The organism is Jatrophihabitans fulvus (assembly GCF_054781375.1).
On record NZ_BAAGUN010000008.1, the window covers coordinates 178,271 to 193,078 of the forward strand.

The following is a 14,808-nucleotide window of genomic DNA, read 5'->3' on the forward strand; positions in this document are numbered from 1 at the left end:
CGCTACCGCTCGACGGCGCCGAGGCGGGCCAGCGGCTCGGCGATCTGGCCGGCGTCGCCGACGACGACGGACGTGAAACCCGTCGGCGTGAAGAACTCGGCGGCGGCGGCGCTGACGTCCTCGACGGTCGTCTTCTGCAGCAGGGACGGGTACTGCTTGATCCAGTCGAGCCCGAGCCCGAACGGCGACAGCGCCGACAGCGTGGACGCGAGCCCCGCCTGCGTGGCCGTCGACAGCGCGAGGGTGCCGATGGCGTACTGCCGCACCGAGTCGACCTCCGTCGCGGTCACCGGCAGCGACGCGATGCGACCCAGTTCGTACCAGGTCTCGAGCAGCGCGGGCGCCGTGACCTCGGTGGCCACCTCGGCCTCGAGCGTCAGGGACGAGCCGAGCGCGTGGTGCTCGATGCGGCTGTGCGGGCCGTACGTGTAGCCCTTGTCCTCGCGGATGTTCTCCGTCCAGCGGGACGAGAAGTACCCACCGAAGATCATGTTGGCCAGCGCGAGCGCCGGGAAGCGCTCGTCGAGCCGACCGATGCCGGCGCGGCCCATGCGCAGCGACGACTGCACCGAGCCGGGACGGTCGACGACCAGCAGCGGTCCGCCGGGGGGCGTCGGAAGCTTCGGGGCACGCTGCTTCGTGGGCGTGCCGGTCCAGCCGGCCAACGCCTCCTGCGCCTGCGCGATCATGCGGTCGGGCGTCGCCTCGCCCACCAGCACGAGCATCGCCCCGTCGGGACGCACCAGCGACTTGTGCAGCGAGCGCAGGTTGGCGGACGTGACCTCGGCGACGGCCTCGGGCTGGGGCAGGTCGACGGCGTACGGGTGGTCGCCGTACATGCGACGAGCGAGCGCCTCGGCGGCGACGACGCCGGCGCGGGCGCGGGCGATCGTCAGCCGCTCGACCATGCGGTCGCGCTCGGTGGCGACCTCGTCCTTCGCGTACGCCGGTTCGGTGAGCACGGTGGCGACGATGTCGAGCAACGGCCGCAGGTTGGTGGCGAGCACGTTGCCGCCGACGATGAGCCGGTCGGCGTCGACGGACACGGACAGGTCGGCGCCGAGCTCCTGCACGGCCGCGGCCAGGGCGGACCGGTCGTACGGCCCGGCGCCGGTGGGCAGCACCTCGGCCAGCACGGTGGCCCGCGCCGGGTGCTCGGGCTTCGCCGACAGGAAGGGCAGGCGCAGCCGCATCTCGACGAGCGGCACGCCCGGCTTGCGGACGGCGACCACGCGCAGGCCGTTGTCGAGGGTCGTCTCGGACGCCTTGAGCGCCCGCGCCGCCTTGGGCTTGGTGAGGGCGGGGACGGTCATGAGCGGCCTCCGCCGGCGATCAGTTCGAGCACGGCGCGGCGCTCGGGCACGAGTTCGCGCGCGGCTGCGCGAAGGTCGTCCTCGGTGACGGCGGCGAGCCGCCCGGGGATCTCGCTGAGCAGCTCGGCGCGACCGTGTACGAGCTCGAACTTCGCGAACTCGAGCGTGCGGGAGATGACGGCGTCGACCTCGCGCAGCAGCACGCTGACCAGGCGCGTGCGCACCCGGTCGAGCTCGCCCGGCTCGAGACCGTCGTCGGCGACGCGGGAGATCTCGTCGTCGAGCGCGTCGAGGATGGCGTCGAGCGCCTTCGCGTCCGGGTAGTGCGCGCTGATGGTCAGCGTGGTGGGGTCGCGCTCGTCGAACGGGTCGCCGAACTCGCCCACGTAGGCGGAGATGCTGGTGGCCAGCCGGTCGCGGTGCACGAGCCGGCGCTGCAGGCGGGAGGCGTCGCCGTCGGTGAGCACCTCGCACAGCAGCAGCTTCGCCAGCAACCGGTCGAGCGAGCCGACCGGGTCGGCGACCCGGTAGCCGATGGCCACGGCGGGGATGGGCGCGTGCGGGTCCTCGTGCGTCGCACGCCGTTGCGACGTCAGATGCGGTTCGGCGAAGGACGGACGCTTCGGCGCGGGACGCTTCTCGATGCCACCGAAGTGGGTCTCGATCATGGCGAGCGTGGTGTCGACGTCGAGGTCGCCGGCGACGCTGAGCACCGCGTTGGCCGGCGCGTAGTAGCGGTGGAAGAAGTCCTCGGCGTCGGCGGTCGTCGCGCTCTCGAGGTCCTCGAACCCGCCGTAGCCGTTGTGCGAGTTCGCGAACGTGTCGAACAGGACGGACGGCAGGTGGATCCACGGGAACCCGCCGTACGGCCGGTTCATCACGTTCACGCGGATCTCGTTCTTCACGACCTCGAGCTGGTTGGCGAGGTTCTCGGCGGTGATGCGCGGGCTGCGCATGCGGTCGGCCTCGAGGAACAACCCGCGTTCGAGAGCGTTCGACGGCAACGCCTCGAAGTAGTTGGTGTAGTCGAAGTGCGTCGAGCCGTTGAAGGTGCCGCCGCTCGACTGCACGTAGCGGAAGTGCTCGAGCTTTTCGAGCGTGGCCGATCCCTGGAACATCAGGTGCTCGAACAGGTGGGCGAACCCGGTGCGGCCCTCGGGCTCGGACCGGATGCCCACGTCGTACAGGACGGCCACGCCGACGACCGGCGCGGACCGGTCCGGGGCGAGCACGACCCGCAGGCCGTTGTCGAGGGTGTGATGGGCGAGTTCGAAGCTCGGGGACGGCACTGGCTTCGTCCGGGAGCGCGTCTTCACGGCAGGCGGCACCAGTTCACCCTACGTACGACACGCCGGACGCGCGCGGGGCGTCCTCAAAGGATCTTGACCGAGTCCAGCACGTCACCCATCCGCGGCCAGAGCTGCTTCTCGAGGTCGGGGATGCTCGCGAAGAACACCGAGAAGTTGTCGGTGGTGGTCTCGACGACCATCAGCCACCGGCGCTCCACCTTCACCTTCGTGCCCTCGGACCGGGCCCAGGTGGGGTTGATCGTGATGTCGTCGACCGCGAGGTACGCCGGACGGCCGCTGACCGTGCGGGTCGTGCGCTGCACCTGTCGGACGGTGGGGTCCTCGCCGTACGACTCGAGGCCCACCTGCTCCTGGCTGATCGCCTGCACGATGGCGGGGGCGCTGGACGGGCCCTGGTTCCAGCGCTCGGCGCTCATCTCCAGGCGCCAGCCCGTGCCCGCCTCGACCTCCCGGGACAGCACCGGCGAGAACACCGGCCCGGAGGAGACCGTCATGCCGTCGGTGACGCACGTGAACGACAGGTCGGCGAGCGGGAAGCGCGCGTCGGGGCACCGGTAGGAACCGGGCGCCGCCGACCCCGGGACCGAGGACGGGATGACCGGGCCGGCGGTACCGGCCGGCGCTGACGGGAAACCGGACGGGACCGCGGACGCCCCGGACGCGACCGAGCCGCTGCCGTCGACGGTCGAGCAGGCGGTCAGGACGGTCGCGGCGACGGCGAGCGCCGCCGCTACAGCGCGGCGAGCCGGGACCACAGGTGGGCGGCCGCCTCGGCGCCGCGGTAGAGCATCGACAGGGTGACCTTCTCGTTGGGCGCGTGGATCTGGTCGTCGGGCAGGCCGACGCCGAGGAAGACCAGGGGCGCGCCGACCGCCTGCTGCAGCGCCGCCTCGGGCCCGCTGCCGCCCTCGCGGGTCGGCAGCACCTCGGCCCCGTCGAACGCGGCCGAGATGGCGTCGGTCAGCGCGGTGTAGGCGGGGGTGCCGAGCGGCACAAGGCACGGCGCGACGCCGGCCCCCTCCCACTCGAGGTGGGCGACGATGCCGTCCGGGGTGTGCTCGGAGACGAACCGTTCGACGCCGGCCACGATCTTCGCCGGGTCCTGGTTCGCGACGAGCCGGAAGCTGAGCTTCACGAACGCGTCGCTCGGGACGATCGTCTTGTGGCCGTCGCCCTGGTAGCCACCGCCGATGCCGTTCACCTCGGCGGTCGGACGGGCGCCCAGTCGCTCGAGGGTCGTGAAACCGGACTCACCGCGGGTTGCCCGGCTTTGCGCAACCTTGAGGAAATCCGAGTCCTCGCCGGGAACCTTCGCGAACAGGTCGCGTTCCTCGTCGGTCAGCTCGACGACGTCGTCGTAGAAGCCCGGGACCTGCACGTGGCCGTCCGCGTCGTGCAGCGCCGCGACGAGCCGGGCCAGCTCGGTGGCCGGGTTCGGCACCGCACCGCCGAACTGGCCGGAGTGCAGATCGAGGTCGGGGCCGTGGAAACCGACCGTCGCGGCGACGAGCCCCCGCATGCCCGTGACCGTGCTGGGCACGTCCGGAGCGACCATGCCGGTGTCGGTGACGACGCAGACGTCGCACGAGAGACGGTCGGCGTGGGCGGCGAGCAGCTCCTCGAAGTGCGGTGAGCCCGACTCCTCCTCGCCCTCGATCACGAAGCGGAGATTCACCGCCGGGGACGTGCGCCCGGTCGCGGCGAGGTGCGCCTGCACGCCGAGCAGGTGGAACAGCAACTGGCCCTTGTCGTCGGACGCGCCGCGGGCGCGCAGCACGTCGCCGTCGACGGTCGGGTCGAACGGGTCGGTGTGCCACAGCTCCAGCGGGTCGACCGGCTGCACGTCGTGGTGCCCGTAGACCAGCACGGTGCGGGCGTCCGGGTCGTCGCTGCGCCACTCCGCGTACACGGCCGGCAGCCACGGGCCGCCGTCCCACACCTCCACGGTGGGGAAGCCGGTGCGGCGGAACGCGTCGGCCAACCACTCGGCGCTGCGCCGCACGTCGTCGTGCCGATCGGGCTGGGCGCTGATGCCGGGGATGCGCAGCCAGGCGTCCAGGTCCGACAACAGGTCGTCGCGGTGGGCGGTCACATACTCACGCTCTGCGGTGCTCATGCCGCGTCCTCGCTTCGCTCCGGGCGACGGCACGAGGCACCGAACGCGCTGTGCTGATGATTCGCTCGCTGACGCTCGCTCATACCCCCGAACCTACTTCTGCTCGCGGACGACCTCACGGGGGTCCTTGTCGTCGCGCAGGCCGAGGAAGCGCGGGTGGCGCAGCATGCCACCCGCCGTCCACTCGGTGAAACCGATCTCGGCGACGAGTTCGGGACGGGCCCAGTGGGCCCCCTTCTCCTTCACCCGCGTGCTGAACGGGGACGTGTCGGTCTCGCGCTCGCGTAGCGCGGCGCCGATCTCGGCCAGCGTGTGCCCGGTGAACCCGGTGCCGACCTTGCCGGCGTAGCGGAACTCGTCCCCGTGCCAGTAGCCGAGCAGCAGGGCCCCGAAGTCCGTCCGGCTGCCCTGCGGCTCGGTCCACCCGCCCAGCACAAGCTCCTGGTCCTTGACGCACTTGAACTTCAACCAGTGCTTTGAGCGACCGCCCTCGTACGGCGTGTCGGCGCGCTTGGCGATCACGCCCTCGTCGCCACGGGCGCAGGCCTCGCGGAACATCTGCTCCCCCGCGCCGACCCGGTGGGCGGTGAAGCGCAGCGGGTCGTCGAACGCCAGCACGTCGCGCAGCACCTTCTTGCGGGTGCGCAAGGGCAGGGCGCGCAGGTCGTACCCGCCGGCGAACAGCACGTCGAAGACGTAGTAGACGGGACGCCCGCCCTGCTGCAGCTTCTCGAAGCTGGTGCGGCGGCCGTCCATCGCGACGACCTCGCCGTCGACGACGAGCTCTCCGTCACCCTGTGCGGACACCGCCGCCGCCACGGACGGGAAGCGCCCGGTGAGGTCGAGGTCGTTGCGCGACGTCAGCCGCACCGACCCGTCCGCCGACCGGTGGGCGACGCACCGGATGCCGTCCCACTTGCGCTCGAAGATCCACTGCGGGTCGCTGAAGCGCTCGTCGGTGAGCGTCGCCAGCGTGACCGGCACGGACACGGGCGGACGGGCCTCCCGCAGCAGACCCCGCTCGTCGTCCGTCAGCCGCTCCAGCACGCTGAGAGTCGTACCCGCCGGTGCCGCACACGCCACGCATAGCTCGCGCGTGAGGCGGGTAAGGGGTCCGGGTGAGCCAACCGCAGGACCGGCCCGACCCGAACCGCTGGCGGGCCCTCGCCGTCTGCCTGCTCGGCGGGTCGATGGTGTTGCTCGACGTCTCGATCGTGAACGTCGCGCTGCCGTCCATCCGCACCGGCCTCGACGCCGCACAGAGCGAGCTGCAGTGGGTGGTGTCGGGTTACGCCCTGACCTTCGGGTTGCTGCTCGTCCCGGCGGGACGCATCGGTGACCTGCGCGGGCGGCGCACCGTGTTCGTCGTCGCCCTGGGGCTGTTCACGCTCGCGTCCGCGGCGTGCGGTGCCGCGCCGAACGCGATCTTCCTGGTGCTGGCCCGGCTCGTGCAGGGTTTGGCCGGTGGCATGCTGACGCCGCAGATCACGGCCGTCATCCAGGAACTGTTCCGAGGCAAGGAGCGGGCGAAGGCGTTCGGCCTGTTCGGCAGCATGGTCGGCGTCTCGACCGCCATCGGCCCCCTGCTGGGCGGTGTGCTCATCGAGCTGTTCGGCACCGACCACGGGTGGCGGGCGGTCTTCGTCGTCAACGTGCCGATCGGCCTCGTCGCCATCCCGCTCGCGTGGCGGTTGCTGCCGAAGCCGAAGGAGCGCGACGGCAAGCACCACGACCTCGACCTGTTCGGCGTCGTGCTGCTCGGCGCCGGCGCGGTCGTGCTGCTGCTGCCGTTCGTACAGGAGCAGAACTGGACGGGCTCGACGAAGTGGCTGCTCGTGCCCGCCGCGCTCCTGCTGCTGGCCGCGTTCGTGCTCTGGGACGTGCGGTACAAGCGTCGCGGACGCGAACCGCTCGTCGATCTCGACCTCTACAAGGCGCGGTCGTACAGCTTCGGCTCGGCGCTCATCGCGCTCTACTTCGCCGGCTTCACGCCGCTGTTCTTCGTCTTCACGCTGTACCTGCAGACCGGACAGCAGTACTCGGCGCTGCTCGCCGGCCTCGCGATCACGCCGTTCGCGGTCGGCTCCGGCATCATGGCCGCCGTCGGCAGCCGTTTCGTCGAGCGGGCCGGACGGTCCGTGGTCGTCATCGGGCTGCTGCTCGTGCTGCTCGGGTTCGCCGGCACCTTCGTGGCGGCCCGGCTGTTCCCCGACCACGACACCGCGATCGCGACGATCCTGCCGCTGCTGATCGCCGGGTTCGGCAACGGCCTGGTGATCTCCCCGAACCAGACCCTCACGCTCAACGACGTACCGGTGCGCCACGCCGGGACGGCGGGCGGGTTGCTGCAGACCGGGCAACGCATCGGGTCGGCCGTCGGCATCGCCGCCGTCGGATCGGCCTTCTTCGCGCACCTCGCGAACAGCCGCGGCGACTTCGCGGCCTCGTTCGAGATTGGTCTCGGCGTCGCGGCGGCCTTCGTGGCGGCGGCGCTGCTCATCGGCCTCGGCGAGATGGTGACCGGAGGGCGCGCCGCCGCCCACCACCACGGTGAGCACCGCCTGGCCGAGGCCGACCACCCCGTCCGCCCCGACGAGGTCGCGGCCGAGGTCGCGGCCGAGGTCGCGCGCTGACGTCCGCGTCCGTCAGGCCGGCGCGGGCCGCCCGTCGTTCCACTGCGGGCCGGTCGCGCGCAGCGCCAGTGACATCTCCAGCCGGACCTGCGGATCGTCGACACGGTCGCCGAAGATCTCCCGCAGCCGCTTGAGGCGGTAGCGGACGGTCTGCGGATGCACCCCGAGCGCCTCGGCCATCGCCGGGGCGGACGGGTTCTGCGCGGCGAGCCAGTGCAGCAGCGTCAGACCCAGGATGCGGCGGCTGTTGCGGGGCTCGGCGAACAGCGGCGCCAGTGTGGACGACACCACGATCTCGGCGAGCATCGGCTCGGCGTGGATCCAGAGCGTGCCGACGTGGTCGCGACAGTCGACGACCGGCGCCGCGGGTATGACGCCCGCGTCGACGAGTTCGAGCGCCCGGCGGGCCCAGCGCAACGACGCGGCGGCCGACGCGAGGGGCACCTCGCAGCCGATGGCGATGCGATGCCCCTCGAACAGCACGGCCAGCTCGCGGCCGAGCTCGGGGGCGACCGGCGCCGGCAGCAGGACGACCGGATCGTCCGCCCGCATCGTCGCGAGGGTGCTGGGGTGCAGCATGCGCACCGACGGCAACGGCAGGTCCCGCGACGGCCGGACGGCCACGAGCGCGACCTGCTCGGGCACCTGCCACCCGCCGGCGGCGGCGTGCGCCGCCAGCTCGCCGGTCGGTGCGGCCTGCCCGGCCAGGACGAGTTCGAGGGCCCGGCCGCGCCACTGGTGGGCGGCGTCGCTCAACTGGGACTGCGCCTCGCGGAAGCCGATCTCGGACTGTTCGGCGAGCGTCGCCATGTAGGCGTACAGCTCCTCGCCGAGCTCGCCCAGCAGCGTCGCCCCGAGACCGCGACGCTCCGCCATCGCGCGAATCCGTTTCCAGGCCAGCTGGGCACCGATCTGGTACGCGGAGTGGAGCACCTCGACGCGGCGCCCCTCGTAGGCCATCGAGCGCCCGAGCCGGCGCAACGTCTCGTTCAGCTGGTCGCGCGGGGCGTCCGGCTGCTCGATGTGCTCGACGAAGTAGCGCACCGCCTGGTCGACGACCAGGCGGGTGCTGGTCAGGTTGACGCCGTCCGGGTCGGGCCCGTACTCGGCGATGCGGCGCTGCACCTCGTCGACGATCTCGGACACGAGGTCGTCCTCGACCGGGCGCATGAACTGCGCCAGCGCGCGCGGTACCCCCCGGTGGGAGGCGCGGCGGGCGCCGTCCGGCGGCCACCCGGCGGGTGCGGCCGAACCCGGCAGGGTCACCGCAACCGCCGCACGTCTGACATGCCCGACACATTAACCTCGCGGAGCTCGCGAGAGCAGACCCGGGGCGGATCCGTCCCGGATCGCGTGTCGCCGTCTCGTCCGACGGCGACACGCGACCCCGCCCCCGGTGGGGTTGCTACTCGACGAAACGACCGTTGCTGAGCGAGAAGGTCAGCGTGTTGCCGGACCCGGGCACGACCGCGTTGATGAGCCCGGTCGTGAGCCCGCAGTGGGCGAACTTGCCGATCGTGTAGCTGCCGGAGAGCTTGCCGCCCTCGGTCAGGTCGAACTGCTGGCCCGCGGGCGTCGCCACCGGGATGGAGACCGGGCTCGCCGTCTGGCAGCTGCTGCCCTGGAACGTCGGCAGGCCGAACGCCTTCACGTCGGTGAGGCGGATCGTGTACTTCGCCGTCGCCGTCAGCCGCACCGGGACCGAGTCGGAGATGCGGCCGGTCAGCTTGCCGACGGGGATGAAGTTGACGGTCGCGCTGACGGGCACGAACCCGAGGATCTTGAACGTCGACTTCGTCGGCGGCAGCGGCAGGTCGGCGGTGAACGAGCCGTCCCCGGAGTCGCTGATGTAGGTCTTGCTGACGGTGGGACCGAGCTTGATCGTCGAGTTCGGCTTCTTGATCAGCGACGTGCCCGTCGCGTCGTAGTCGATCTCGAACGATCCGGGCGGAGCCGTGGACGCCACGGCCGGGGCCGCGCCGGTGAGCGCCGTGGCGGTGAGGGCGACGGCAGCCGCGCCGCCGACCGCGAGCCGGCGAAGGGTACGGGTCATGTCCTGCCTTTCGTCTCGGGCGAGAGGGCGGGGGCGGACGGTCGTCCGCCCCCGCCGCGAGTCATGGCCGATCAGGTGATCGAGATGGGGTTGTACGCGGCCGTGCTGGCCTTCAGCGTGTAGGTCGCCGAGAACGAGGCCTTGTCGCCCTTCTTGATGATCGACGGCGAGACGCAGTAGGTGTTCGTCCCGGTGGTGCCGCCCTTCACGTTCCACAGGCCCAGCGAGCCGGTGGTCGTGGCCGGCACCACGAGCTTCTGCGTCGAGTTCGTGAAGGTGCCCGCCACCGAGCCGCCGACGACCGTGCCCGACGAGCCCGAGGTGGAGCCGACGCTGAACGAGCAGGTCGGGCCGGCGGTGCTCTTGACGTTGGCGACGATGTTGCTGACCGTGCCCTTGTTCACGCCGCTGGTCGAGTCCGAGATGTTGATGTACCAGGTGCCGACACCGGTCACGGCGAACTTCAGCCCGGCAGGTCCGGTGCAGCCGTTGAACTTGGCGCCCGAGCCGCTGATGGTCGCGATCTTCGACCCGGTCGTCGGCTTGCCGACCTTGATCGAGCCGGTCAGCGTCGAGCTGGTGCAGGTGAGCGTGACGCCTGTCGTCGTGTCCTTGAAGTTGATCGTTCCGGAGGTGCCGGTCACCGCGACGGTCGTTCCGGACGCGGCGGAGCCGGCCTTGACCGTGTAGGGGGCACCGTGGGCCAGTGCGCTGGTCGCGAGCAGCACACCCGCTGCGGCGACGCCGGTACCGACAACCAGCGATCGCGCGAGCAGTGACGTCATGGACGTGGTCCTTTCGAGAGGAGATGAAGCCGGACAACAGGGACGCTAGGCAGCCGCAGCGCCCGGTAGAAGGGCCGCGCGACGGCGTTCGGGAGGCGGGCCCGAAGTCCGTCCGTGCGCGACGAAGACAGGGCCGTCGTTCGTGCAGGAGGTACGAAAAATCCTCAGCGCGCGCGTCCGCCGAGGGCAGCCGGGACCTGCCGCAGCACCCGGTCGCGGCGGGCGGCGGGAAGCTGCGCGAGCGCCGTCCGTAGCGCACCGGACGCGCCGGTCGACGCGGTTGGACGGACGGGATAGTCGCCGCCGCAGCGGTCGACGCCGCACTGCGAGAACCCGGACGCGAACGCCACGTCGATCGGGTTCGAGGGGCCCGACACCAACCCGGTGAACAGCGGGTCGAGGTCCTCGGTGCCGTTGCGGCAACCCTCGAACGCCGGGATGCCGAGGCTGCCCTGGATGCTGCCCGCGTCGCTGCTGCTCAACGGCTGCGCACCGCCCGGCCGGCCGCGCAACGACGACGCCGGCGCGACGTTGAGGTAGATGCCCGTGGGCGACGTCAGCCGGATGCTGCCCGGTCGTGCGGTGCGGCAGGACGGGCCCACCGGCACGGGGCGTCCGTCGATGGTCACGTCGCTCAGTCGCAGCTGCACCCGTCCGGAGATGACGAAGTACTGGTTGACGTAGTTGGTGCCCTGGTTGCGTCCGAAGGTCAGCCCCGGCCAGTACCGGTTGGCGTAGATGGTGCCCCCACCCTGGGGGACGGGGTTGCTGTCGATCAGCAGCCGCATGCGCAGGGGGTCGACGATGCCGTCGGCACGCAACGACTGGCTGATGTGCACGGTGGCCGACACCGGGATCGAACCGAAGGCGAGGGTGCGCACCCGCAAGCTGGGGAACGTGCCGTACCGCAGCGGAGCCCCCTTCGGCGACTGCACCCACAGCGGGCCGCTGGTCAGCAGCCAGATCGGGAAGAACGGGTTGTCGAAGCCGTCGAAGTCGGTGCGCGGCGGGTGGAAGTCGGGACAGGTCGCCGGGTCGTCCGGCGGGTTGGTGAACAGCTGGACGCAGAACTGCAGGTAGCCCAGCACGGTCACGCGCGGGACCCGGATGGTGGTGAGCAGCTTGCGCGCCTGGCCGGTCGTGTCGGCGAGGCCCTCGAACGCCTGCGCGTAACGCTGATCGAGCGGCGGGACGCCGAAGCGGGGCGCGGCGGCCGTCCCACGGGTCGCGCCCGCGTCGGTCGGGGCCGGGGCGGCGGCGCTCACGGACGAGACCGCCGCGACGAGGGCGGCGGCCGCGGCCGCGAGACGCCAGGCGCGCCGCGCACGGCGGGCGGGAGGGCTCACCGCGACGCCCCGGCCTGCCGTTCCCACAGCGGCAGTGCCGCCCGCAACGCGAGCATGAGTTCGAGACGGGCGGTGCGGTCGTGCAGCGCGTCGCCGAACATCTTCTCGAGCTGGCCGCACTGGTAGCGCAACGTCTGGCGATGCTTGTCGAGCACGCCCGGCTCGTCCGCGGCGAGGGTGCCGAACTCGAGCCACGCCGACAGCAGCCGTCCGTACTTGACGCGCTTCGCGGGCGAGAGCGCCGCCAGCGGCAGCAGCCGTGAGGACGCGAGCGCCCGCATGGCGTCCCGGCTCGAGTCGAGCACGATCTCGACCATGCTCTCGTCGCAGGTGACGACACCGTCGACCGCACGCTGCCGGACGTCGTGCCGCAGGCGCAGGCGGTGCGCGAGCCGCGCCGCCGAACCCACCTCGACCAGGGGCACCGACGGACCCACGACGAGCAGGACGTCGAGCGCAGCCGCGCGGACGGCCGAGCGGAGCGCCTCGGGGTCGACCGGGCCGGGCACGACGGCCAGCGCGCGGTCGCCGACCCAGGCCACCAGCGCCCCTTCGCCGACGAGCCCGGACGGCACCGGGCCGTCGACCGCCTCGATGACCGTGGCGGTGGCCGGCAACGTCCAGTCGGCGCGGCGGGCCGCCGCGGCGAGCTGTCGACGGTTCGCGCCGTCGGGATGCACCAGCATCGCCAGCAGCTCGCCGCGGGCGTGCGAGGCGTCGAGGGCGGCGGCGACCGCGGCGGCGTGGCCCTCGGCCGAGAAGCGCGCGAGGTCGTCGATGAACCCGAACACCGCGGCCGACAGCGAGGCCATCACCTCGCGGGGCACGTCGTGCTCGCGTTCCCAGTCGAGCAGATGCGTCAGGACCGACTGGGACGCGATGCGGTAGATGCTCTGCAGGGTGTCGTGGCTGCGCCCGGCGTGAGCCTCCTGCCGGCCGAGCCTGCGGAACGCGTCGGCGGTGCGGGCACCCGGCGGCAGGCCGGCGACGGTGTCGCTGAGGAAGGCGGCCATCGCCTCGCGGACGGCCCGGCCGGCCTCGAGCGAGACCACGCCGGACGCGTCGTCGTGCAGCTCGGGAACCTCGGTGCGGATGCGCTCGGTGATGTCACGGGCGGCGCGCGGCAGGACCTCGCTCGCGATCCCCGCCCACACGCTGTCCATGCCGCTCATGCCGCTGATGCCTCGGTTGACGGCGCAACGAACTGCTGTCGTACGCCCCCACCTCCCCGAGTCGGCGCCCACCGAAGTAGTGACGTCGATGACAACTATCGAGGTTCTACCACGATCCGACGGGTGTGATCCAGGCAGTCTTGTGCCGATTCGGTCGGCTGGCTAACGTGACAGCCCGCGAAAGGTTACTGCGAAATACGTCACGTCGGGCACTGCCGGGTGCCCGCGACGGACGTCACGCGGCCGTGCCGCGCGGTCGTGTCGCGACCGCGTCCGTCGCGGCTCGAGGAGGGAGCTCGGTGGGCGTCGAGGTCAGGGTCGAACACCTGTCCAAGTCGTTCGGACGGCAGAACATCTGGCACGACGTGTCCCTCACGCTGCCCGCGGGAGAGATCAGCGCCCTGCTCGGCCCGTCCGGCACCGGCAAGTCGGTGTTCCTCAAGAGCCTGATCGGCCTCGTCCGTCCCGAGGGCGGGTCGTGCGTGATCGACGGCGTCGACACGGTGCGCGCCGAGGAGAAGGACCTGCTGCGGGTGCGCCGCCTGTTCGGCGTCCTGTTCCAGGACGGCGCGCTGTTCGGGTCGCTGCCGCTCTACGACAACGTCGCCTTCCCGCTGCGCGAGCACACCCGCAAGTCCGAGCGCGAGATCCGCTCGATCGTGCTCGAGAAGCTCGCCATGGTCGGGCTCGCGGGCACCGAGGCGAAACTGCCCGGCGAGATCTCCGGCGGCATGCGCAAGCGTGCGGCGCTCGCGCGGGCGCTGGTGCTCGACCCGCAGATCATCCTGTGCGACGAGCCGGACAGCGGACTCGATCCGGTGCGCACGACGTTGCTCGCGCAGCTGCTCATGGACCTCAACGCGCAGACGGACGCCACGATCCTGGTCGTCACCCACGACATCAACCTGGCCCGGACGCTGCCGGACAACCTCGGCATGATGTACCGCCGCCGCCTCGTCGACTTCGGCCCGCGCGAGCAGATGCTCACCAGCACCGACCCGGCGATTCGGCAGTTCCTCACCGGCCGCCGCCAGGGGCCGATCGGCATGTCCGAGGAGAAGGACGTCGCCACGATGACGGCCGAGGCCCACCTCGACGAGGGCGACGACGGCGATCGCTTCGACGTCCTTCCCCCGCAGCTCGAACCGCTGCCCGGCCTGCCGCCGCGCCGCGGGCTCGACCGTCACCGGGCCCGCCTCGCCGCAGTGGGCGCCGCGTGACCACCCTCGACGACCTGCTCGACGAGCCGCCGCCCGCGGGTCGCCCGTCCGAGCCGGACGGGACACCGCCGATCCCGTGGCCGCCGCAGCACGGCCGGCTCGCGCGCGGCGCCATCGTCGTGGGGTCCGCGTTCGCGCTCGGCCTCGACGTGCTGCGCACGACCTTCCGCCGCGACTTCCAGTGGCGCGAGTTCGTCGAACAGTTCTGGTTCGTCGCCAGCGTGTCGATCCTCCCGGCGGCGCTGGTCGCCATCCCCTTCGGCGCCGTGATCGCGTTGCAGCTCGGCACCCTGACGGTGCAGATCGGCGCGCAGTCGTTCACCGGCTCCGCGGCGGTGCTGGCCGTCGTGCAGCAGGCGAGCCCGATCGTGACCGCGCTGCTCATCTCGGGAGCCGCGGGCACCGCGATCTGCGCCGACCTGGGCGCCCGGACGATCCGCGACGAGATCGACGCCATGCGCACGCTGGGCATCTCGCCGGTCCAGCGCCTGATCGTGCCGCGGGTGTGGGCGGCCGTCCTGGTCGCGGTGCTGCTGAACGGCATGGTGTCCGTGGTCGGCATCGTCGGCGGCTACTTCTTCAACGTGGTGGTCCAGGGCGGCACGCCCGGTGCCTACCTCGCCAGCTTCTCCGCGCTCGCGCAGCTTCCCGACCTGGTCGTCGGCGAGATCAAGGCGGTGCTGTTCGGCTTCCTGGCCGCGGTCGTCGCGTCCTTCCGCGGGCTCAACCCGCGTCCCGGGCCGAAGGGCGTCGGCGACGCCGTCAACGAGTCGGTGGTCGTCACCTTCGTGCTGCTGTTCCTCGTCAACCTCGCGGTCACGGTCGTGTACCTGCAGCTCGTGCCGCCGAAGGTCGGCTGA

12 protein-coding genes and 1 pseudogene are annotated in these 14,808 nt (G+C 72.0%); 3 read left to right on the forward strand and 10 right to left on the reverse strand.

Features of this window, described 5'->3' with window-relative positions; translation table 11 throughout:
* Window positions 1-2: 2 nt before the first annotated feature.
* The 5 genes from ACYVP9_RS22085 to ligD form a co-directional block, all read right to left on the reverse strand.
* Window positions 3-1,313 (reverse strand): M16 family metallopeptidase, encoded by a 1,311-nt coding sequence (locus ACYVP9_RS22085; RefSeq protein ID WP_460607131.1) that lies wholly within the window; start codon window positions 1,311-1,313, stop codon window positions 3-5.
* Window positions 1,310-2,641 (reverse strand): M16 family metallopeptidase, encoded by a 1,332-nt coding sequence (locus tag ACYVP9_RS22090; RefSeq protein WP_460607132.1) that lies wholly within the window; start codon window positions 2,639-2,641, stop codon window positions 1,310-1,312. The genes ACYVP9_RS22085 and ACYVP9_RS22090 overlap by 4 nt, the downstream gene beginning before the upstream one ends.
* Before the next feature lie 44 nt (window positions 2,642-2,685).
* On the reverse strand, window positions 2,686-3,378 hold the full coding sequence (locus ACYVP9_RS22095; protein WP_460607134.1) for a hypothetical protein: 693 nt from the start codon (window positions 3,376-3,378) through the stop codon (window positions 2,686-2,688).
* Complete coding sequence (locus tag ACYVP9_RS22100) at window positions 3,354-4,739, reverse strand: zinc-binding metallopeptidase family protein (RefSeq protein WP_460607135.1); 1,386 nt, start codon at window positions 4,737-4,739, stop codon at window positions 3,354-3,356. The genes ACYVP9_RS22095 and ACYVP9_RS22100 overlap by 25 nt, the downstream gene beginning before the upstream one ends.
* Before the next feature lie 93 nt (window positions 4,740-4,832).
* Entirely contained in the window at window positions 4,833-5,786 is a 954-nt protein-coding gene (ligD, locus tag ACYVP9_RS22105; RefSeq protein WP_460607136.1) for an ATP-dependent DNA ligase, read from the reverse strand.
* Between the two features lie 71 nt (window positions 5,787-5,857).
* Here ligD and ACYVP9_RS22110 point away from each other — a divergent pair, with 71 nt between their 5' ends.
* Window positions 5,858-7,372, forward strand: a complete 1,515-nt coding sequence (locus ACYVP9_RS22110; protein WP_460607137.1) for an MFS transporter — start codon at window positions 5,858-5,860, stop codon at window positions 7,370-7,372.
* Window positions 7,373-7,384: 12 nt separating this feature from the next.
* Here the strand turns inward: ACYVP9_RS22110 and ACYVP9_RS22115 are convergent, their stop codons facing one another.
* The 5 genes from ACYVP9_RS22115 to ACYVP9_RS22135 all read right to left on the reverse strand — a co-directional run bounded on the left by ACYVP9_RS22115 (window position 7,385) and on the right by ACYVP9_RS22135 (window position 12,728).
* The gene (locus tag ACYVP9_RS22115; protein ID WP_460607139.1) at window positions 7,385-8,638 is read right to left on the reverse strand and encodes a PucR family transcriptional regulator; all 1,254 of its coding nucleotides are present in this window, start codon (window positions 8,636-8,638) and stop codon (window positions 7,385-7,387) included.
* Window positions 8,639-8,777: 139 nt separating this feature from the next.
* Entirely contained in the window at window positions 8,778-9,425 is a 648-nt protein-coding gene (locus ACYVP9_RS22120; protein ID WP_460607141.1) for a hypothetical protein, read from the reverse strand.
* A 71-nt stretch (window positions 9,426-9,496) separates the two neighbouring features.
* On the reverse strand, window positions 9,497-10,210 hold the full coding sequence (locus ACYVP9_RS22125) for a hypothetical protein (protein ID WP_460607142.1): 714 nt from the start codon (window positions 10,208-10,210) through the stop codon (window positions 9,497-9,499).
* Between the two features lie 164 nt (window positions 10,211-10,374).
* The gene (locus ACYVP9_RS22130) at window positions 10,375-11,556 is read right to left on the reverse strand and encodes a hypothetical protein (protein WP_460607143.1); all 1,182 of its coding nucleotides are present in this window, start codon (window positions 11,554-11,556) and stop codon (window positions 10,375-10,377) included.
* A complete protein-coding gene (locus ACYVP9_RS22135) occupies window positions 11,553-12,728 on the reverse strand; it encodes a helix-turn-helix domain-containing protein (protein ID WP_460607144.1) in 1,176 nt (391 codons plus the stop codon). Before ACYVP9_RS22135 ends, ACYVP9_RS22130 begins: the two co-directional genes overlap by 4 nt.
* Before the next feature lie 299 nt (window positions 12,729-13,027).
* Between ACYVP9_RS22135 and ACYVP9_RS22140 the strand changes: the two are divergent.
* Together ACYVP9_RS22140 and ACYVP9_RS22145 are read left to right on the forward strand one after the other, a co-directional pair.
* Window positions 13,028-13,799, forward strand: a pseudogene (locus tag ACYVP9_RS22140) (ABC transporter ATP-binding protein); the annotation flags it as partial.
* A 145-nt stretch (window positions 13,800-13,944) separates the two neighbouring features.
* On the forward strand, window positions 13,945-14,808 hold the full coding sequence (locus ACYVP9_RS22145) for an MlaE family ABC transporter permease (protein ID WP_460607145.1): 864 nt from the start codon (window positions 13,945-13,947) through the stop codon (window positions 14,806-14,808).